Source organism: Pseudomonas sp. D5(2026) (assembly GCF_057766845.1).
Genome location: NZ_CM173421.1, coordinates 91,198 through 110,321, shown reverse-complemented (window position 1 = coordinate 110,321; position 19,124 = coordinate 91,198). Strand labels below are relative to the sequence as shown.

Genomic DNA, 19,124 nt, shown 5'->3' with positions numbered 1-19,124 from the left:
CGCCATGCAAAACAGGTGCGTTGGCTTCGGCCCTCGCACCTGAGGTAGGCTTCGCCGTTCATTTTTCCAGTCTTCAAGAAAGCTCATGCGTTATCTGTTGCCGTTGCTGTTCGCCGCCACAGGCATGGCCAGCGCCCATGCCATGGATACCACCACACAAAGCCTGGTCATCACCGGCTATGTCACCAGCCAGGTCACAACCGCACCGTTCGATCGCAAACTGGTCACACAGGCCCGCGACGATGCCGCCGCATTCGTTGCCAGCGACGGGCGGATCCGTGGGGCACGCCTGGAAGCTGCCTTGGAATCATTACGCCACAATTGCGCACGGCACGCCGTCGGCGATCTGGAACTGGCGCAGGCAATTCTCGTCCAATAACCACACCTGACTCCCTGTATTTTTCGGAGATGCTCCATGCGCAAACCGCTGATTGCCGCTTCCCTCGGCATGCTGCTGCTGGCCGACCTGGCCCAGGCACAGACCCTGGTGGCCACCAGCAACATCATCGTGCGTGCCTTTGGCCGTTCGATCGACTTCACCTCGGACACCACCACATCGATCCGCGACTCCAAAGTGGTGCGCGAAGCCCACGACGACGCTGCAAGCTTCGTCGCCAGTAATGGTGACATCCGCGGCGTCCAACTCGAGGCCGCCTTCAATACCCTGCGCGAGCGCGTACCGGAAGCGCGCAGCGCCAGCGACCAGGTACTGGCTGAAGCCATACTCGCCCTGTGAAGCGCGTGCGTGCCTGGCTGCTCGGCTGCGCCCTGACGCTGCTCGGCACGCCCGCCTTGGCCGACCTGCAGCTTGAGCTGCAGGCGTCCGGACTCGACCCGCGACAAGCACAAGCCTCCCAAGCCCTGCTCGACGAGGCCATGGGCAAGCTGCCACCGCGCTTCAAGCAACAGCTGGACCGCCGCGTACGGGTCAGCTGGAGCGACAACATGCCTGCCGACACTTACGGGCAGGCATCACTGATATCCACCCTCGAGCTCAACCGCCGCTTGCTGCCCAGCCTAACCGATGGCAGCGCCGCCAACGAGCGCACCAGTCGCCCACATGGCACGGTGCGTGAAGAGCTGCTGGCCACCGTGCTACACGAGCTCACCCATCTCTACGACCGTGCCCGCCTGTGGCCCAGCGCCGAAAAAACACTGATTGCACGCTGCAAACGCCAGCAAGGCACGCTGGGCAAGGTCGGCCTGCCGGAAGAATGCCGCGGCCAGGCCGAGCGCCGCTTCACCCTAAGCGACGACCCACGGCTGCTCGACCTGGCCGGATGGCAGCAGTATGTGGGCCGACGTGGCGAGCGCGAGCAGCACAATGGTCAATTCGTGCGCAGCCCCGACAGCTATGAGTTGAGCAGTCCCAAGGAATACATCGCGGTCAACATGGAGTATTTCCTCCTCGACCCGAGCTACAGCTGCCGTCGCCCGGCGCTGTACCAATACCTTCACGAACACTTCGGCTGGGCACCGCAACAGAGCACCTGTGCCAAAGGCTTACCATTCATCAATGCCGGCAGCGACTTCGCCCGCCAGCCACTAGGTGAAATCGACCCGGAGCGGGTCTACGAAGTGGACTACCTGCTGGCTGAAGCCAATCAGAACCTGGTCAGCCGCTGGGGGCACAGCATGCTGCGCCTGGTGATCTGCAAGCCAGGCCGCCCACGCGGACCAGATTGCCGCCTGGACCTCGATCAAAGCCTGGTGCTGTCGTACCGCGCCTTCGTCAACGACGTGCAACTGTCCAGCTGGGACGGCCTGGTCGGCAACTACCCGTCGCGGCTATTCGTGCTGCCGCTGGGCCAGGTGATCGACGAATACACCAAGACCGAGCTGCGCAGCCTGGCCTCGGTGCCCTTGAAACTCAACCGCGACGAAATCGAAAATCTGGTGCGCCAGGCCGCCGAAATGCACTGGAGCTACGACGGCAACTACTGGTTCCTGTCAAACAACTGTGCAGTAGAGTCGTTGAAGCTGCTGCGCAGCGGCACCGCCAATCCGCGCCTCAACGACCTGGACAGCATCATGCCCAACGGTTTGCTGGCCGTGCTCAAGGGCAGGGGGCTGGCAGACACCAGCGTGCTTGATAACCCGCGCGAAGCGTTACGCCTGGGCTACCGCTTCGATTCTTACCGCGACCGCTACCAGGCGATGTTCGAGGTGCTGAGAAAACAGCTGCCGATCAAGCAAGCTTTGGTTGAGGACTGGCTGGCCCTCGATGCGGAGCAGCGTCGCAGCTGGTTCGCCAAGGCCGACCTGCGCACCAGCGCGGCACTGCTTCTGCTTGAGCAAGCCAGCCTGCGCCGGCAGCTTCTGCTGGCCCAGGACGAGGTCAAGCAGCGCTACCTGAATGCCGCAGCATTGAAAGATGGCAGCATCAACAAAGCCGATGCCACGCTCAAGCAAATGCTTGCCAACAGCGGTTTTCTAAGCCGCCCGGCAGAGTTGCTCGACTCCAAAGGCTACGGGCTGCCGCAGCCGGAAGAGCGCAAGCACCTGGAGCAGGTGAGCAGCGAGCGGCAGGCACAGCTGTTGCGTTTGAGCACCAGCCTGGACAAAGAGGTGAGGGCGCTGCTGGAGCCGTCGCGAGCCAGGGAAATTGCAGAGGTCGAGGCCAACGTGAAGCAGATCGGCGAGCACTTGCGGGCGTTGCACAAAGCTGCCGGTGGCCTGCAGTTGTGATGCATGCAGGGCTGCCCCTTTCGCGGGCAAGCCCGCGCCTACAGGCTCTCCTCATCTTCCGAGGGCAAATCCTCATCCAGATGCAACCAGGGCAACCGGCTGCCCACCCAGATATGCCGGTTGGCTCGCACCCATTCAGGGTGATCCAGCGTCGCCACCGTCACATCGATCGTCTGCGGGCTATGCGTGGTCACCAGCGCCACATGCGCCCCACACTGCCCACAGAAGTAACGGCTGCAACTGGCCGGCGCCACGTAGCAGTTCGGCTCGCCCGTTAACCACTGGAACCCGGAACGGGGCAGGGTAAGCCAGGTGACTACCAGTCCACCGCTGACCCGCCTGCAGATCGAACAATGACAGTGGGCAATGTCCGTCAGGTTGCCCTCCAGCCGATAACGCAGGGCACCACAATGGCAGCCACCTTCGGTTACATCCTGCATCACCTACCTCCCGTCACCTTTGCTTCAGCGAAAGCTGGCTGAAAGCTTGCCCTCTTAGGATAGCGCCCACTACCGGCACAAGACCGGTCAGCCAGGGCACCCGGTCAATACCGCGCCCGGCCCAATCAACAACAACAATGGTGATTCTGATGTATTCCTGCGCCCGCCTTTTCGTAGCCCCCCTCCGCATGCTCTCTGCACAGCGCCCTGCGCGCTGATACGCCCGAATCGACTGTCCTTTCGCCGCGCCACGCCTGGAGTATTGCCATGCTGACCTTCCTCGGCTTTGCCATGGTCATCACGTTCATGTACCTGATCATGAGCAAGCGCCTGTCGGCCTTGATCGCGCTGATTCTGGTACCGATCCTGTTCGCCCTGTTCGGTGGTTTTTCCGCCAAGATCGGCCCCATGATGCTAGAGGGCATCAGCAAGCTCGCACCTACCGGCGTGATGCTGATGTTCGCCATCCTCTATTTCGCCCTGATGATCGATTCCGGCCTGTTCGACCCGGCCGTGCGCAAGATCCTCAAGCTGGTCAAGGGCGATCCGCTGAAAGTCTCGGTGGGCACCGCTGTACTGGCCCTGGTGGTCTCGCTCGACGGTGACGGTGCTACCACCTACATGATCTGCTGCGCCGCCATGCTGCCGATGTACAGCCGCCTGGGCATGAGCCCGCGGATCATGGCCGGCCTGATCATCCTCGCCGGCGGCGTGATGAACATGACCCCCTGGGGTGGCCCGACCGCCCGTGCTGCCAGCGCCCTGCACGTAGACCCGTCAGACATCTTCGTGCCGATGATCCCGGCCATGCTGTTCGGTGTGCTGGCGATCCTGGCCATTGCCTACATGTATGGCAAACGTGAACGCGCCCGCCTGGGCGAACTGCATCTGCCTACCGACGACATCGACCACAGCGAAATCACCGTCTCGCAGTACCCGGACGCACGTCGGCCCAAGCTGCTGTACTTCAACGGTGCCCTGACCGCCGCCCTGATGGCCGCACTGATCGCCGGTGTACTGCCGCTGCCAGTGCTGTTCATGATTGCCTTCAGTATCGCCATGATCGTCAACTACCCATGCCTGCAACAACAGAAGGACCGCATTGCTGCCCACGCCGGCAGCGTGCTGGCCGTAACCGGGCTGATCTTCGCCGCCGGCATCTTCACCGGCATCCTGTCCGGTACCGGCATGGTCGACGCCATGTCCAAGAGCCTGCTGTCGGTCATCCCTGAAGCGCTAGGCCCATACCTGGCTGTAATCACCGCGATCGTGAGCATGCCGTTCACCTTCTTCATGTCCAACGACGCGTTCTACTACGGCGTGCTGCCGGTGCTGGCCGAAGCCGCCAGCCACTACGGCATTACCCCGGTAGAAATGGCCCGTGCATCGATCGTCGGGCAGCCGGTACACCTGCTCAGCCCGCTGGTACCCTCCACCTACCTGCTGGTGGCCCTGGCCGGTATCGAGTTCGGCGACCATCAGCGCTTCACGCTCAAGTGGGCAGTGCTGGTATGCCTGTGCATAATGCTCGGCGCACTGCTGATGGGGATTTTCCCGCTGTTCAGTAGTCTTTAATACATCCGTATCACGTACGCGACGCGCCCTGACCGGGGCGCGTTGCCATTACCGCTCGAAGGAAAATACATGGAATGGCTGACCAGCCCGGAAATCTGGGTTGCCTTTTTCACCCTTACCGCGCTTGAGATCGTCCTCGGTATCGACAACATCATCATGATCTCGATTCTGGTCAGCCGCATGCCCAAGCACATGCAGCCACGCACCCGGATCTTCGGCCTGGCCCTGGCCATGGTCACCCGTATCATGCTGCTGCTGTCGATTACCTGGGTGATGCGCCTTACCGCCGACCTGTTCGTGGTCTTTGGCCAAGGCATCTCCGGGCGTGACCTGATCCTGTTCTTCGGTGGCCTGTTCCTGCTGTGGAAGAGCTCGCAAGAGATCTACCACGGCCTGGAAGGCGAGGACGAGAACGCAGAGGAGCCCAAAGGCGCAGGTGGCAAGTTCTTCTACACCATCATCCAGATCGCCATCATCGACATCGTGTTCTCGCTGGACTCGGTGATCACCGCTGTGGGCATGGTTTCCCACGTACCGGTGATGATCGCCGCCATCGTCGTGGCCGTGCTGGTGATGATGCTGTGCGCCGGCGCCATCAGCAATTTCATCGACAAGCACCCGTCGCTGAAGATGCTCGCGCTGTCGTTCCTGATCGTGGTCGGTACGGTGTTGATCGCTGAAGCGTTCGATGTGCATGTGCCGAAGGGCTATGTCTACTTCGCCATGGCCTTCTCGCTGGGGGTGGAAGCCATCAACATACGCATGCGCACCGCCATGGCCCGCAAGGAGGGCAAAGATCATGAACCGGTGAAACTGCGCAAGGACATTCCGGGTCAATAAGGCCAAGGAAGTGCAGCACAACAAGGGCCCTTCGCAGGGCCCTTTTTCATGCCCGTTTTTTTGTGTGGGGTCACAGTGGGGGCTTGCCCGCGAAGCTACCCGTACAAGCAATCATTCATTTCAGATCTGTTTCAAATAAATGACTGCCATGCGAAGCTGGCGACACTTGGGCAAAACAACTAAAGCTTTGAGTGAGCACTGAAAATTATTCAAACGCTCACGTTTCTTTTCTTGGCCCAATGGGCCTTTGCAACAGGGGGCCTTCGCCATGCTGACCCTGCTCAACCTGCTCTCGGCCGTGACGCTTCTGGTCTGGGGTACCCACATTGTGCGTACCGGCATCCTTCGGGTATTCGGCTCGAACTTGCGGCGCATCATCAGCCAGAACATGGACAAGCGCCCGCTGGCATTCATCGCCGGTATTCTGGTCACTGCCATGGTTCAAAGCAGTAACGCCACGGCCATGCTGGTCACCTCCTTCGTCGGCCAAGGCCTGATGGCCATGACCCCGGCCTTGGCGATCATGCTGGGTGCCGACGTGGGTACCGCACTGATGGCCCGGGTGCTGACCTTCGACCTGTCCTGGCTGTCGCCGCTGCTGATCTTCCTTGGCGTGATTTTCTTCCTTTCGCGCAAGCAGACACGGGCCGGCCAACTGGGCCGGGTAGGCATCGGGCTTGGCCTGATCATCCTGGCACTTGAACTTATCGTGCAGGCAGCTGCACCGATCACCCATGCTCAAGGCGTGAAAGTGCTGTTTGCCTCACTGACCGGCGACATCATGCTCGACGCTCTGGTCGGGGCAATGTTCGCCATGATTTCCTATTCCAGCCTGGCAGCCGTTCTGCTCACAGCAACACTGGCCGGCGCCGAACTGATCAGCTTGCCGGTAGCCATCGGGCTGGTGGTCGGCGCCAATATCGGCAGCGGGCTGCTGGCTTTCATCAGTACCAGCATGCAGAACGGCGCCGGGCGTCGGGTAGCCTTGGGCAGCCTGCTGTACAAGCTGATCGGCTTGGTGCTGATCATCCCTGTGCTGCACCCGCTGGTGGAATGGATGGACTCGTTGAGTTTCAGCCCTCAGGAGCTGGTCATCGGCTTTCACCTGCTCTACAACACGCTGCGCTGTCTGATCATGCTGCCGACGGTCAAACCGATGGGGCGAGTGTGCAACGTCCTCTTGCCGGAACGGGAAACCGGCAATGGCCAGATGCGTCCGCGCCACCTTGACGCCTCGGCCCTGGAAACGCCCAGCCTGGCCTTGGCCAACGCCGCGCGCGAGACTTTGCGCCTGGGGGACATCGTCGATAGCCTGCTCGAAGCCATGCTCGGAGCCCTGCGTGGCACCCAGGCCGCCTTGCCACAGCAAGTTCGCGCCTTGGGCGAGGACGCCGAAGCCCTGTACAGCGCAATCAAGCTGTACCTGGCGCAGATGTCACGGGAAGACCTCAGCGAACAGGACAACCGCCGCTGGGCCGAAATCATCGAACTGGCAATTAACCTCAAACTCGCCTGTGACCTGATCGAACGCATGTTGCGCAAGGTCCAGCAGCAAAAAACCAGCCAGCGCCGGGAATTCTCCCAGGTAGGCCTGGAAGAGCTGTCCGGCCTGCAGGAGCAATTGCTGGCCAACCTGCGCCTGGGCCTGTCGGTGTTCCTCAGTGCCGACCCGGAAAGCGCCCGCTTGCTGCTGCGGGAAAAACGTCGGTTCCGTGCCCAGGAACGGCGCCTCGCCCACGCCCATGTCAGCCGCCTGCAGCGCAAGATCGTGCAAAGTATCGAAACCAGTTCGCTACACTTGGAGCTGATCGCCGACATGAAGCGGTTGAACTCTTTGTTCTGTAGTAGTGCCTATGTGGTACTAGGCGGCTCGGACACCGGAGGGCTGATGCTCGACAGTGTGCCCGATGAAGCCCGCCAGCCCTGATTTCTCCTTGCTGAGGACCCTCGCTCGCCCATGCGTTGCCTGATGTTCGTTTGCCTGCTGATCTGCAGCCTGTCCTCGTTCGCCCTCGACCGCTCGCGGGTTGAAGGCTACCTGTTGCCTAATGGTCTGCAGGTCATCCTGAAAAACGGTTACGAACGTGACCATGTGGCGATTCGTCTGGTGGTCGGCGTGGGCCTGGATGATTTCGACTGCGAGCAGAAAGAGCTGCCACACCTGCTTGAGCACCTGTTGTTCAGTGGTATCGACGAAACAGGCGAAGGTGGGCTGGAAGAGCGCTTGCAAGCGCTTGGCGGCGAGTGGAACGCTTATACCAGCAGTGCCGACACCACCTTTGTCATCGAGGCCCCGGCGCGCAACCAGCGCAAGGTCCTGGACCTGCTGTTGGCAGTAATCCGCGATACCCGCATCGACGCCAAGGCCTTGGCCACCGCCAAGCGCATCATAGAGCGCGAGGATGGCGGCCACTATGGCCACCTGCAGCGCTGGCTCGACCGCCAGGACATCGGCCATCCCGCCAGCAGTCAACTGGCCACCGAGCTGGGTCTGAAATGCCCGGAGCGTTCCAACCTCGACGACATGACCTTGGCGCAAGTCCAGGCTTTGCGTGACCGCTGGTACGCGGCCAACAACATGACCCTGATCATGGTCGGCGGCCTCGACCGCCTGCTTCCGGCCTATCTGGAGCGGTCTTTTGGCGAGCTGCCCACTACTGAACCCGAAGAGCGCCGCAACCTTGAAAGCATCACCCGACAGGCCGAGCAGCGTCGCAACCTGACCCGCGGCTGGCTGGGCGATGGCGTCAAACTGCACTGGCTGTTCATCGAGCCGGTGCTGGACAACGACCACCAAGCCACCCTCGACCTGCTGTCGCGCTACCTGGACTGGGCGCTGTACGACCAGCTGCGCCTGCGCAACGGGCTATCCTACGGCCCCTCCGTACAGCGTGAGAGCTTTGGCGACACCGGCCTGCTCAGCCTCAATGCGGACCTTGAGCGCGATGACATCGACAAGGCAATCAAGGTGATGCAGGGCCTGTTCGACCACCTGCGCAAAGAAGGCCTGGACCCAGACACCTTCGCCCGCATCAAGGAAGCCAGCATCGGCAAGGAAAGCTGGAGCACCCAAGGCAACAGTGCCTTGGCCGACTACTACTGGGGGGCGCTGAACGACTACACCGACGGGCGCTTTGCCAACCCGGTGCGCAAGCTGCGCCAGGTCAGCCTGGAACAGGCCAACGAGGCGCTGAAGGATCTACTCAAGGAAGATGGCTATGTGCGCATCGAAAAGCCGTTGCTAGGCTATGACGAGCTTTACGGGCTGATGGCCTTGCTTGTAGGGCTGGTCCTGGCGGCGGGGCTGTTGCGCTGGCGGCGGCAAAGGCCTGAGCGGCCCAGTGGTGCTACACGGCAGCGGTGATTCGGCGGTATCCTTTTGCCAGTACCGGACCCTTCGCGGGCTTGCCCGCGAAGAGGCTGGCACAGCCACCTCACTTTTCTGTTGTAGCCCCCAATGCCCCAAATCCCCCAAATCGTTCAGCGCATCATCGAACTCCTCAAGCGCTACCCCGGCATCATCGCGCTCGGCGGTTTCCTCTCCGGCATCGGCAGTTTCATCCTGGTCGACCGCCAGGCTGGCCTGGCCAGCTGGGTCGCCGTGCTCATGCTGGTCAGCTGGGTCTGGCTGATGCTGGAGAACACCCTCACCGGGCTGTTCGCGCGCACGTTCAACCGCGAGATCCCTCAGCCGCTGTTGCGTTACGCAACGCAGATGATCCACCAGGAAACGCTGTTCTTCGTGCTGCCGTTCTTTTTCATCACCACCACCTGGAACAGCGGACAGCTTGTCTTCACAGGCCTGCTCGGCGCCGCCGGCCTGGTCTCGATCATCGACCCGCTGTACTACAAGTGGCTGGCACCGCGGCGCTGGCTGTTCCTGGCGCTGCATACCCTGACGTTGTTCGCCGCTCTGCTGACCGCTCTCCCGATCATCCTGCACCTGACCACCGCACAAAGCTTCAAGCTGGCCCTGATCGCGGCCATGGCCCTGTCTTTCCCCAGCCTGGCCAGCAGCTTCCCGGTCAACAATTGGCGCCGCGCGGTGGCACTGGTGCTGGTTACCCTGTCGGTCGGTGCCGGGGGCTGGCTGCTGCGCTCCTGGGTACCGCCGGCAACCCTGTGGATGACCGAGGTGGCAGTGAGTACTGAGGTACTGAACCGCCAACCGGGCGATTCGCTGGACGAAATTGCCGCCAGCCGCATCCGCAGCAGTGGCCTGTATGCCTACACCGCCATCAACGCTCCACGCGGCCTGAACGAGCGGATCTACCATGTGTGGCAGAAGGACGGCCAGGAGGTCGACCGCATTGCCCTGGACATCCACGGCGGACGTAAGGAAGGCTATCGGGCCTGGACCCACAAGCAGAACTTCCCGCCCAACCCGGTAGGCAAGTGGCAGGTGAGGGTGCTGACCGAGGATGGGCAAGTGATCGGCGTGCTGCGCTTCAAGGTGGTCAATGATGCACCAGCTGCTAGTTGACCCCTGCCTTGCGCAGCACAAGCAGGCCCAGGTCACTGTTGCCAAGCGTACATACAGCACATAATCACCAAACACCCCATGCCCCCTGCGCTATGATCAGGCCCTAAGCCTTAGCGCCGAGTCAATTGCATGGAGCCTATGACCACCCCCAGCGCCACCCTGGACACCCGCAGCCAACCGGCCTGCCTGCGGGTTACCGGCGACTGGACCCTGGCACACTACGCCAACCTCAAGCGCGAGAGCGAGCGCCTGCGCACGCAGTGCCCTGACGACACCATCGCCGACCTCAGCCAGCTGGGCCGCCTGGACACCGCCGGCGCTTCGCTGCTGGCCGAACTGCTAGGCTCCGAGCGCCTGTCGCGCTGCACCCTCGAGCTGCCTGAAGCCAGCCGGGCGCTGCTGAAGAATGTCTACTGCTCGGTCCAGGATTACTGCATCCCGGTCAAAGAGCCCGAGCGCAATGTACTGTTGCAGCTGCTGGAGCGTATCGGTTGCGCCGTCGGCACGCTCTGGCAGGACAGCATGCAATTGCTTGGTTTCGTCGGTGTGATTCTCGAAACCTTGCTGCGCCGCGCCTTCCAGCCACATCGCTGGCGCTTCACTCCTGTGGTGGCACACATTGAACAGACCGGGCTGGATGCCGCGCCCATCGTTGCGTTGCTGACATTCCTGGTGGGCGCCGTAGTCGCGTTCCTCGGTGCCACGGTGCTGGCCGACTTCGGCGCGACCATTTTCACCGTCGACCTGGTTGCGTTCTCGTTCCTGCGCGAGTTCGCCGTGCTGCTGACAGCCATTCTCATGGCCGGCCGCACTGCCAGCGCGTTCACCGCACAGATCGGTTCGATGAAGGCCAACGAAGAAATTGACGCCATCCGCACTCTGGGCCTCAACCCCATGGAGCTGCTGGTGGTGCCGCGGGTACTGGCCCTGTTGATTTCGCTGCCGTTACTCACCTTTGTCGCGATGATCTGCGGCATCGTTGGTGGTGCAGTAGTATGCGCCCTGACGCTGGACATTTCGCCGGCCATGTTCCTGTCACTGCTGCAAAGCGACATTGGCGTGCAGCACTTCCTGGTAGGCCTGGCCAAGGCACCGTTCTTCGCCTTCCTGATCGCTGCCATCGGCTGCCTGGAAGGCTTCAAGGTCAGCGGCAGCGCCGAGTCAGTGGGGGCACACACCACCTCGGCAGTGGTGCAGTCGATTTTTGTGGTCATCGTGCTGGATGCGGTGGCAGCGCTGTTCTTCATGGAGATGGGCTGGTGAGTGGCCAGGATTGCGTAATCGAAGCCCGCGGCATCTGCAACCGCTTCGGCCGCCAGGTGGTGCATGAAAACCTTGACCTTGACCTGTACCGCGGCGAAATCCTCGCCGTGGTAGGCGGCTCAGGCAGCGGCAAGTCGGTGCTTCTGCGCAGCATCATTGGCCTGCGCCGGCCCAATGAAGGGCAGATCAAGGTACTCGGCCAGGACCTGACCGGCCTGCGCGAAGAACAGCGTTCACTGGTCGAACGGCGCTTTGGCGTGTTGTTCCAGAAGGGCGCGCTGTTCTCTTCGCTGACGGTGACCGAAAACGTGGCTTTGCCGCTGATCGAGCACGCCGGGCTGTCGCGCAATGATGCCGAGCACTTGGCCGGGGTGAAACTGGCCCTTGCCGGGTTGCCGATTTCGGCTGCCGACAAGTATCCGGCCTCGTTGTCGGGCGGCATGATCAAGCGCGCAGCGCTGGCCCGCGCCTTGGCCCTGGACCCGGACATCCTTTTTCTCGACGAGCCCACGGCTGGCCTGGACCCGATCGGTGCTGCGGCATTTGACCAGTTGATCCTTACCCTGCGCGATGCTCTGGGCCTGTCGGTGTTCCTGATCACCCACGACCTCGACACCCTGTACACCATCACCGACCGCATCGCGGTGCTGTCGCAGAAGAAAGTCCTGGTGGCCGGCCCGCTGGCCGAGGTCGAGAAAACCAACGACACCTGGATCCAAGAATACTTTCACGGCCCACGCGGGCGTGCAGCCGAACAGGCTGCCACCCGTGCCGGGCAGGAGCGCTGAGCAATGGAAACCCGAGCCCATCACGTCCTCATCGGCCTGGTCACCGTTCTGGTGGTGGCCGGGGCCATGCTGTTCGGCCTGTGGCTGGCCAAGTCCAGTGTCGACGACGCCTTCAAGGATTACGAAGTAGTGTTCAACGAAGCCGTGTCTGGCCTTTCCCGTGGCAGCACGGTGCAGTACAACGGCATCAAGGTGGGCGACGTGTCCACCCTGCGCCTGGACCCGAAAGACCCGCGCCGGGTATTGGCACGGGTGCGTCTGAGCGCCGATACCCCGGTGAAGGAAGACACCCAGGCCAAACTGACCCTGGCCGGCGTCACCGGCAACTCGTTCATCCAGCTCAGCGGCGGCACCCCGCAAAGCCCCGAGCTTAAAGGCAAGGATGGCAAGCTGCCGGTGATCGTCGCTTCGCCATCGCCAATCTCGCGTCTGCTCAACGACAGCAGCGACCTGGTGACCAACATCAACATGCTGCTACACAACGCCAACCAGATGTTCTCCGAGGACAACATAGGCCACCTCAGCAACACGCTGGCCAACCTCGACAAGACCACCGGCGCCTTTGCCGGCCAGCACGGCAGCATCGCCGAGGCCATCGAGCAGCTGGTGCAGGTTGGCAAGCAGGCCAGTGCCACCCTGGCCGAAACCCAGGCGCTGATGCGAAATGCCAACGGCCTGCTGGGTAGCGAAGGCAAACAGGCGATCGGCAGCGCCGAACAGGCCATGCAGTCACTGGCCCAAAGCACGGCAACCATCAATAACCTGCTCAAGAACAACAGCGAGGCTATCGGTGACGGCGCCCAGAGCCTGAACCAACTCGCCCCAGCCATTCGCGAACTGCGCGAAACCCTTAACGCACTCAAAGGCATTTCCCGGCAACTGGAAGCCGATCCAAGCGGCTACCTGCTGGGCCGCGACAATAACAAGGAGTTCCAGCCATGAATCCGTTACGCCTGCTGACCCTTGTGGTTGCGCTGAGCCTGGCCAGCGCCTGCTCGATCCTGCCGAAAAGTGAACCTGTGGACCTTTATCGCCTGCCGGTGAATCAACCCAGCCGCACGGCACCGGCGCTGGACTGGTCATTGCGCCTGAACAAGCCGCTGGCCAGTGAAGTGTTGGCCGGGCCAAGGATTGCCGTGATTCCCCAAGGCAATGTGGTGAGCAGCTACAAGGGCGCGCGCTGGAGCGATGCGGCCCCGGTGCTGCTGCGCAACCGCTTGCTCGATGGGTTCCAGCGAGAGGGCCAGGTACAGCGCCTCAGCGCCGACGACAGCAACCTGCAGGCTGACTACGAGTTGGCCGGCGAGCTGCTGGCATTTCAGAGTGAATACCGCACAGATGGGGTTGTGGAGGTGGTGATCCGCTATGACGCTCGCTTGGTCCAGGGCCGCAACCAACGTATCCTGGCTAGCAAGCGCTTCGAAATCCGCCAACCGCTGAACGACAAACAGGTATCAGCAGTGGTCGCAGGCTTCGGCCAGGCCAGCGACCAGCTGGTGGGGCAAGTCGTAAACTGGACCATCACCCAGGCCAATCAGGCACAGCTGAAGGTTCAGGCAAAGAACCAATAGCAGACAAAGATCGCCGCGATCACGCCGGACAACTCAGCCAGCAGCGCGCATCCCACCGCATGGCGCACGCGCTGGATACCCACGGCACCAAAGTACACCGCCAACACATAGAAGGTGGTTTCGGTACTGCCCTGGATAGTCGCCGCCAGCAGCGCCGGAAAACTGTCCACGCCGTGGGTCTGCATGGTCTCGATCAGCATCGCCCGTGCAGCGCTGCCAGAGAGCGGTTTGACCAGCGCCGTCGGCAAGCCTTCGACGAAGCGTGTATCCATGCCCATCCAGTTCACCGCATGGCGAATGCCTTCCAAGGCCAGCTCGAGGGCGCCTGACGCACGCAGTACACCCACCGCCACCAACATCGCCACCAGGTAAGGCAGCAGGTTCTTGGCCACATCAAAGCCTTCCTTGGCGCCTTCGACAAAGGCTTCATAGACCTGCACGCGTCTCAGGGCGCCGATCACCAGGAACAACGTGATCACGCCAAACAACGTGAGGTTGCCCAGGACTGACGACAGACTTGCCAGCGCAGCCGCCGACAACGAGCCAAGAAAAGCCATGAAACCACCCAGCAGCAAAGCGCCGGGAATAAAGTAGGCGAGCACGACCGGATCCCACAGGCGTAAGCGCTGCATCACCGCCACTGACAGCAGGCCAACCAAGGTCGAGACGCTGGTAGCCAGCAAGATTGGCAGGAACACCATGGCCGGGTCTGCCGCACCTTGCTGGGCCCGATACATGAAGATGGTCACCGGCAGCAGGGTCAGCGACGAGGCGTTGAGCACAAGGAACAGAATCTGCGCATTGCTTGCCGTAGTGCTGCTGGGGTTCAGCTCCTGCAGCGCCCGCATGGCCTTCAGGCCAATCGGCGTGGCGGCATTGTCCAGGCCCAGGCCGTTGGCGGCGAAGTTCATGGTGATCAGGCCCAGGGCCGGGTGGCCAGGCGGCACCTCCGGCATCAAACGAGCGAACAGCGGGCCCAAAACCTTGGCCAGCCATTCGACGATGCCGGCTTTTTCGGCGATTTTGAGAAAGCCCAGCCATAGGGTCAGCGTGCCGAACAGCAACACCATTACCTCGACCGACAGCTTGGCCATGGCGAAGATGCTTTCGACCATTGCCGCGAAGATGCCAGCGTTGCCACCTACCAGCCATTGGGCCAGGGCGGACACCGCCGCCACCAGGAAAAAGCCGAGCCAAAGGCCGTTGAGCATCCGTATGTTCCCCCTCAAAAGTGCCCGAATAATAGCGTATCGCAGCCTGTGACTGGCGATCGCGAGCCTTTGCAGGTGCGGCTCAAAATCTCGCAGATAACAAAAAGCCCCGACAGGTCGGGGCTCTTGGTCAAACAGCCATCAGGCTCAGCGCTTGGCGGTTTCGCCAACCACTACAGCTTCCCGCTTCTCGGCCATCAGCGAGGCATAGTACTTCTCGCCCTTGACCGCGTCGTACATGCCTTCCCAGCGAGCAATGACCAACGCAGCCAAGGCGTTGCCCACAACGTTCAGCGCAGTCCGGGCCATGTCCATGATGCGGTCCACACCGGCGATGAAGGCCAGGCCTTCCAGCGGGATGCCCACGCTGCCCAGGGTGGCCAGCAGTACCACGAACGATACGCCCGGCACACCAGCGATACCTTTGGAGGTGACCATCAGGGTCAGTACCAACAGGAGTTGCTGGCTCCACGACAGGTCGATACCGTACAGCTGAGCAATGAAGATCGCCGCGATGCTCTGGTACAGGGTCGAACCGTCGAGGTTGAACGAGTAGCCGGTCGGAACCACGAACGAGCAGATCGACTTTGGCGCACCGTACTTCTCCATCTTCTCGATCACCCGCGGCAGCACGGTTTCCGAACTGGAGGTGGAGTAGGCCAGGATCAGCTCATCTTTCATGATGCGCATGATCTTGATCACCGAGAAGCCGAACACGCGGGCCACCAGGCCCAGCACCATGAAGGCGAAGAAGGCGATCGCGAAGTACACCAGCAGCACCAGCTTGGCCAGCGGCAGCAGCGAGCTGAAACCGAAGTTGGCCACGGTCACGGCAATCAGGGCGAACACGCCGATCGGGGCGTAGTTCATGATCATGTGAGTGACCTTGAACATGGTTTCCGAGACGGCCTGGAAGGTACGAACCAGCGGGTCACGCAGCTCTGCCTGCAGGCTCGACAGGCCCAGACCGAACATCACCGAGAAGAAGATGATCGGCAGCATTTCGCCACGCATCAGCGCTGCGAAGATGTTCGACGGGATCAGGTTCAGCAGGGTTTCGATGAACGCGTGCTCATGCTGCACTTCGGCCGCTGTCGCCTGGTACTTGGAGATGTCCACAGTGCCCAGAGTGCTCATGTCGATGCCGGCGCCCGGATGGAACAGGTTGGCCAGCACCAGGCCTACGACGATGGCGATCGTGGTCACTACTTCGAAGTAGATGATGGTCTTCAGGCCGATGCTGCCCAGTTTCTTCGCGTCGCCAACACCGGCGATACCCACGATCAGCGACGAAATCACGATCGGGACAACGATCATCTTGATCAGGCGGATGAAGATGTCACCAGCGGGCTGAAGGACGTTGCTGATCCACCATGCCTTTTCTGCACTGAAATGATTCAGTAGAGCGCCGATTGCAACACCCAGGACCAGACCGATGACGATCTGCCAGGCGAGGCTCAGTTTTGCCTTCTTCATGTCTTTACCCTTTGTTTTAGTGGTCATGGCACCTGGCGGAAACGCGCGTAACAGAGCCATAGGCAAGGTCACGGGCAGTAAGGGCTTCCGTAAGGCGACGTCATGTAAGGACACCGCAGGCGAGCGACAAGGCGCTCTGGCCAGCGAAAAAGGCGGCAACTATTGCGACGGCAAGGGGCGAAAGCTAATGCCGGAAACGCATAACCCATGCCGTTTATGCATACCATTTTCGACCTAGCCGGCAGCTTCGCAAGTGCTTGATTTATAACATTCGGAATCCCGAACAAGACCAAACCGCCATATTTCGGCAGATTTGGCAGTACAGATTAGGTATGAAAGATGGCCTGTTCGACAATCCGAATGGCGGAAATGCCACTTGTAGGCGCACCGAGATAGTCGAAAAAAATTTGATGTACGGTCGAGACAAAATGTGTCTCAAGGGAAAAAACGCGCAAGGGAAGCGACGTTTCGTACAGGCTCCTCGGAAGTCAGGTCTCGCAAGGTATCCCTGTGACACCGCCGACCTGAGACTTCCGATTTCGCCTTTCCTGACCCGGCCCATTACTGGAGGCACTCCCTGTACCCCTAGGCCACTCCGATCCTGTAACAACCAGAACAGCCCGGCCCCTTGGTCATGTGCTACCCCTCCTCGGGGCGGCGCATCATAGAAGGCTGAACTATAGAAAGCTTCAGCTTCTATTACGTGACAGTGAGTGACCTTTCATCCGTACCGGCAACAAATGCTCAGTACCAGTTCGGGTCACGCTTGAGCTGCTCCTGCAGCATTGCCTTCATGCCGTCGTCGGGTTCGCCCAGCCAGCGATACTGCGCGTGACGGGTGGGCGACTTGTCGCTCGGCAAACCTTCGGGTACCTCCACCAGCATCCCGTAGGCATCATCCTTGTCCCAACTGAACGCCACGATCAGCCGCTTGTAGGTGCAATTGTCCTGTTTTTCGCACAACGGGCCGACCAGGTACTTGTCGCCGTCTTCAGTAACGGCAGACATCTGCTGCTGGGCACTGCCGGTCAGGTTGACCACCCAATCGGGTAGGCGTTCCTCGCCTTCAATGGTGTCCTGCCAGGTTTCCCGGTACTCCGGGTCCGAGCCGAGTAGCTGGTCGACCCGAACCTGGCCGTCATTTGCCGCCATGGCTGCCGCGCTACCGCCCAGCAGCAGGGCGGCGACCACGGCTGAACGAAGCTTCCTGCCCATCTTCAACCTCGCCCGCGTCCAAAGAAGAAGGAGGCTACAAACAACACCAGGAAGACAATGAACAGGATCTTGGCGATACCTGTAGCAGCGCCCGCGATACCACCGAAGCCCAGTACGGCGGCGACAATGGCGATGATGAGGAAAGTGATAGCCCAACTCAGCATGGTAGTTCTCCTTTCTTTTTGCGGAATCGATCCGGCCGTCAGGTCAAAAAACCCAGCGTTCCTGAGGAACAACTTTTTCCACAGTGGCCGGTGAGGCAATGGCCTGGCCAGCTGGCTGCCAGTCAGCGGCCTTGACCAAGGTGTTGGCACGAGTTGCCTGAATCTGCGTCAACAGGGCAGTTTGAGCTGCCACCTGCTCAGCCAGACGCGCCGTCTGCAAGCTGTAATAGAAGAGGCCAGCGGCCAAGGTCAGCAGCATCGCCATGCCGAGGGTCAGCACCTGGCGCAAAGGCAGTGCGGCGCTCTGCGAGCGGGCGACGGGTTGGCGATTCATGCTGGCTCCTCCTGCTGTAATTTTTGTTCAAACCTGAACAGGTAATTGCAGCCTGCATGCCAGCCTTTTGATTTTGATAAAATCCTTATAAATCAACTAGTTATGCAATTAACAGTTACACCACGAGGACGTATCCTGCACGATGACGCCTGTGGGGTCGTGCGAATTGCACGATCAGCCTTCGACCTTGGTGGCCACCTTCAGCAGGTCAGCATCCACGCCACGTACGCCGATGATCTGCCGGGCGATCTCAACAGCGATGGTTTTCTGCTCCGCGCTAACCACCTCGCCCGAGAGCCGCACCATGCCTGCTTCGCTGACCACCCTCAGGTTCAGGCCATCAAGGTTGCGACTGAAGCGATAGCTGCTCTGGACCTTGTCGACGATCCAGCTGTCGCTTGGTTGCGGCCCGGTTGGCGCGCCCACTGGTGTTTCCCGCGCCTTGGCCATGGCGGCGGTATCGAGGCTGACCAGGTTGTTGACCAGATACACGCCGTCGGTGGTTCGCGCTATCACACCCGCCAGCTCCTTGGCTTCGGCACTGTCGACCTTGCCACGCAACGTCACCACACCCTCACTGCTTTGTACTTCTATTGGTGCCTTTTCGGTGGTACGGCTCCACAACAGCCGTGCACGCACCACAGCAGACAGGGTCACGTCTTCCAGGCGCTGAGCGTAGGCACGCAGCTCCAGCGGACGCTCCACCAGTTGGGTATTGAGCTGTAGCAGGTTCTCCACCTGTTCGATGCCCCGGGTAGCACGGGCCACATCCTCGGCCAACTGCCGCTCGACCTCGTTCTCCACCTCACCGGAAAGCCGCGCCTGCTTGCCGTTCACTTCAACCTTGATACGAAACGGGTCGAGCATCCGGTTCAGTGACAAAGCGGTCTGCAGGGCGCCTTCCAGGCGCGCGTCCTGCACAGGGTCGGCGAATGCTGGGGTAAATATTGGCAACAGGGTGACGGCCAAAACGGCTGTACGCAGGGAAAAGGGCATGACAGTGCCTCCTTCGTGGGCAAAAACTGAAAATCATCGCAACCAATGTGCCAGCGTGTGCCTCTAAGCAAATCATTGAA

General features: G+C 61.1%; 19 protein-coding genes. 12 read left to right on the top strand and 7 right to left on the bottom strand.

What is annotated here, in order from left to right; all coding sequences use genetic code 11:
* The first annotated feature begins 85 nt into the window (after window positions 1-85).
* The 3 genes from AC3B5Q_RS00535 to AC3B5Q_RS00525 are packed head-to-tail and all read left to right on the top strand — an operon-like array spanning window position 86 to window position 2,688.
* A complete protein-coding gene (locus AC3B5Q_RS00535; RefSeq protein ID WP_021784623.1) occupies window positions 86-379 on the top strand; it encodes a DUF2388 domain-containing protein in 294 nt (97 codons plus the stop codon).
* Window positions 380-415: 36 nt separating this feature from the next.
* The gene (locus AC3B5Q_RS00530) at window positions 416-736 is read left to right on the top strand and encodes a DUF2388 domain-containing protein (RefSeq protein WP_021784622.1); all 321 of its coding nucleotides are present in this window, start codon (window positions 416-418) and stop codon (window positions 734-736) included.
* On the top strand, window positions 733-2,688 hold the full coding sequence (locus AC3B5Q_RS00525; RefSeq protein ID WP_274119143.1) for a DUF7844 domain-containing protein: 1,956 nt from the start codon (window positions 733-735) through the stop codon (window positions 2,686-2,688). The genes AC3B5Q_RS00530 and AC3B5Q_RS00525 overlap by 4 nt, the downstream gene beginning before the upstream one ends.
* A 38-nt stretch (window positions 2,689-2,726) precedes the next feature.
* Here the strand turns inward: AC3B5Q_RS00525 and AC3B5Q_RS00520 are convergent, their stop codons facing one another.
* A complete protein-coding gene (locus AC3B5Q_RS00520) occupies window positions 2,727-3,128 on the bottom strand; it encodes a GFA family protein (RefSeq protein ID WP_252459033.1) in 402 nt (133 codons plus the stop codon).
* 267 nt (window positions 3,129-3,395) lie between these two features.
* Between AC3B5Q_RS00520 and AC3B5Q_RS00515 the strand changes: the two genes are divergently transcribed.
* From AC3B5Q_RS00515 to AC3B5Q_RS00475, 9 genes are all read left to right on the top strand, one after another.
* On the top strand, window positions 3,396-4,703 hold the full coding sequence (locus tag AC3B5Q_RS00515; RefSeq protein WP_021784619.1) for a CitMHS family transporter: 1,308 nt from the start codon (window positions 3,396-3,398) through the stop codon (window positions 4,701-4,703).
* Between the two features lie 69 nt (window positions 4,704-4,772).
* Window positions 4,773-5,543 (top strand): TerC family protein, encoded by a 771-nt coding sequence (locus AC3B5Q_RS00510; protein WP_003252940.1) that lies wholly within the window; start codon window positions 4,773-4,775, stop codon window positions 5,541-5,543.
* Window positions 5,544-5,811: 268 nt separating this feature from the next.
* The gene (locus AC3B5Q_RS00505; protein ID WP_021784618.1) at window positions 5,812-7,470 is read left to right on the top strand and encodes a Na/Pi cotransporter family protein; all 1,659 of its coding nucleotides are present in this window, start codon (window positions 5,812-5,814) and stop codon (window positions 7,468-7,470) included.
* A 30-nt stretch (window positions 7,471-7,500) separates the two neighbouring features.
* Entirely contained in the window at window positions 7,501-8,907 is a 1,407-nt protein-coding gene (locus AC3B5Q_RS00500; protein ID WP_028697684.1) for a M16 family metallopeptidase, read from the top strand.
* Between the two features lie 93 nt (window positions 8,908-9,000).
* Complete coding sequence (locus AC3B5Q_RS00495) at window positions 9,001-10,026, top strand: DUF5924 family protein (protein ID WP_021784616.1); 1,026 nt, start codon at window positions 9,001-9,003, stop codon at window positions 10,024-10,026.
* Window positions 10,027-10,155: 129 nt separating this feature from the next.
* A complete protein-coding gene (locus tag AC3B5Q_RS00490; protein WP_021784615.1) occupies window positions 10,156-11,289 on the top strand; it encodes an ABC transporter permease in 1,134 nt (377 codons plus the stop codon).
* Window positions 11,286-12,077 carry an ABC transporter ATP-binding protein gene (locus AC3B5Q_RS00485; RefSeq protein ID WP_014754977.1) on the top strand — a complete coding sequence of 264 codons (792 nt, stop codon included), beginning with the start codon at window positions 11,286-11,288 and terminating at the stop codon, window positions 12,075-12,077. The genes AC3B5Q_RS00490 and AC3B5Q_RS00485 overlap by 4 nt, the downstream gene beginning before the upstream one ends.
* Before the next feature lie 3 nt (window positions 12,078-12,080).
* Window positions 12,081-13,019 carry an MlaD family protein gene (locus AC3B5Q_RS00480; RefSeq protein WP_021784614.1) on the top strand — a complete coding sequence of 313 codons (939 nt, stop codon included), beginning with the start codon at window positions 12,081-12,083 and terminating at the stop codon, window positions 13,017-13,019.
* Window positions 13,016-13,648: an ABC-type transport auxiliary lipoprotein family protein gene (locus AC3B5Q_RS00475; RefSeq protein ID WP_021784613.1), complete on the top strand. Its 633-nt coding sequence runs from the start codon at window positions 13,016-13,018 to the stop codon at window positions 13,646-13,648. The genes AC3B5Q_RS00480 and AC3B5Q_RS00475 overlap by 4 nt, the downstream gene beginning before the upstream one ends.
* Here AC3B5Q_RS00475 and AC3B5Q_RS00470 read toward each other — a convergent pair.
* The 6 genes from AC3B5Q_RS00470 to AC3B5Q_RS00445 form a co-directional block, all read right to left on the bottom strand.
* The gene (locus tag AC3B5Q_RS00470) at window positions 13,630-14,859 is read right to left on the bottom strand and encodes a spore maturation protein (protein WP_021784612.1); all 1,230 of its coding nucleotides are present in this window, start codon (window positions 14,857-14,859) and stop codon (window positions 13,630-13,632) included. The two genes, AC3B5Q_RS00475 and AC3B5Q_RS00470, sit on opposite strands and share 19 nt — an antisense overlap.
* A 147-nt stretch (window positions 14,860-15,006) precedes the next feature.
* Window positions 15,007-16,335, bottom strand: a complete 1,329-nt coding sequence (gltP, locus tag AC3B5Q_RS00465) for a glutamate/aspartate:proton symporter GltP (protein ID WP_021784611.1) — start codon at window positions 16,333-16,335, stop codon at window positions 15,007-15,009.
* 744 nt (window positions 16,336-17,079) lie between these two features.
* Window positions 17,080-17,550, bottom strand: coding sequence for an inhibitor of vertebrate lysozyme family protein (locus tag AC3B5Q_RS00460; protein WP_021784610.1), 471 nt, complete (start codon window positions 17,548-17,550; stop codon window positions 17,080-17,082).
* Window positions 17,551-17,552: 2 nt separating this feature from the next.
* Window positions 17,553-17,714 carry a DUF1328 domain-containing protein gene (locus AC3B5Q_RS00455; RefSeq protein WP_003252966.1) on the bottom strand — a complete coding sequence of 54 codons (162 nt, stop codon included), beginning with the start codon at window positions 17,712-17,714 and terminating at the stop codon, window positions 17,553-17,555.
* 43 nt (window positions 17,715-17,757) lie between these two features.
* Window positions 17,758-18,048 (bottom strand): hypothetical protein, encoded by a 291-nt coding sequence (locus AC3B5Q_RS00450; protein WP_021784609.1) that lies wholly within the window; start codon window positions 18,046-18,048, stop codon window positions 17,758-17,760.
* A gap of 174 nt (window positions 18,049-18,222) precedes the next feature.
* Entirely contained in the window at window positions 18,223-19,044 is an 822-nt protein-coding gene (locus AC3B5Q_RS00445; protein WP_021784608.1) for a BON domain-containing protein, read from the bottom strand.
* Between the last annotated feature and the right edge of the window lie 80 nt (window positions 19,045-19,124).

Bases quoted from the DNA above. Each gene is read 5' to 3' on its own strand.
- AC3B5Q_RS00535 (WP_021784623.1), top strand. From the start codon at position 86: ATGCGTTATCTGTTGCCGTTGCTGTTCGCCGCCACAGGCATGGCCAGC.
- AC3B5Q_RS00530 (WP_021784622.1), top strand. From the start codon at position 416: ATGCGCAAACCGCTGATTGCCGCTTCCCTCGGCATGCTGCTGCTGGCC.
- AC3B5Q_RS00520 (WP_252459033.1), bottom strand. From the start codon at position 3,128: ATGCAGGATGTAACCGAAGGTGGCTGCCATTGTGGTGCCCTGCGTTAT.
- AC3B5Q_RS00515 (WP_021784619.1), top strand. From the start codon at position 3,396: ATGCTGACCTTCCTCGGCTTTGCCATGGTCATCACGTTCATGTACCTG.
- AC3B5Q_RS00510 (WP_003252940.1), top strand. From the start codon at position 4,773: ATGGAATGGCTGACCAGCCCGGAAATCTGGGTTGCCTTTTTCACCCTT.
- AC3B5Q_RS00505 (WP_021784618.1), top strand. From the start codon at position 5,812: ATGCTGACCCTGCTCAACCTGCTCTCGGCCGTGACGCTTCTGGTCTGG.
- AC3B5Q_RS00500 (WP_028697684.1), top strand. From the start codon at position 7,501: ATGCGTTGCCTGATGTTCGTTTGCCTGCTGATCTGCAGCCTGTCCTCG.
- AC3B5Q_RS00495 (WP_021784616.1), top strand. From the start codon at position 9,001: ATGCCCCAAATCCCCCAAATCGTTCAGCGCATCATCGAACTCCTCAAG.
- AC3B5Q_RS00490 (WP_021784615.1), top strand. From the start codon at position 10,156: ATGGAGCCTATGACCACCCCCAGCGCCACCCTGGACACCCGCAGCCAA.
- AC3B5Q_RS00480 (WP_021784614.1), top strand. From the start codon at position 12,081: ATGGAAACCCGAGCCCATCACGTCCTCATCGGCCTGGTCACCGTTCTG.
- AC3B5Q_RS00475 (WP_021784613.1), top strand. From the start codon at position 13,016: ATGAATCCGTTACGCCTGCTGACCCTTGTGGTTGCGCTGAGCCTGGCC.
- AC3B5Q_RS00470 (WP_021784612.1), bottom strand. From the start codon at position 14,859: ATGCTCAACGGCCTTTGGCTCGGCTTTTTCCTGGTGGCGGCGGTGTCC.
- gltP (WP_021784611.1), bottom strand. From the start codon at position 16,335: ATGAAGAAGGCAAAACTGAGCCTCGCCTGGCAGATCGTCATCGGTCTG.
- AC3B5Q_RS00460 (WP_021784610.1), bottom strand. From the start codon at position 17,550: ATGGGCAGGAAGCTTCGTTCAGCCGTGGTCGCCGCCCTGCTGCTGGGC.
- AC3B5Q_RS00455 (WP_003252966.1), bottom strand. From the start codon at position 17,714: ATGCTGAGTTGGGCTATCACTTTCCTCATCATCGCCATTGTCGCCGCC.
- AC3B5Q_RS00450 (WP_021784609.1), bottom strand. From the start codon at position 18,048: ATGAATCGCCAACCCGTCGCCCGCTCGCAGAGCGCCGCACTGCCTTTG.
- AC3B5Q_RS00445 (WP_021784608.1), bottom strand. From the start codon at position 19,044: ATGCCCTTTTCCCTGCGTACAGCCGTTTTGGCCGTCACCCTGTTGCCA.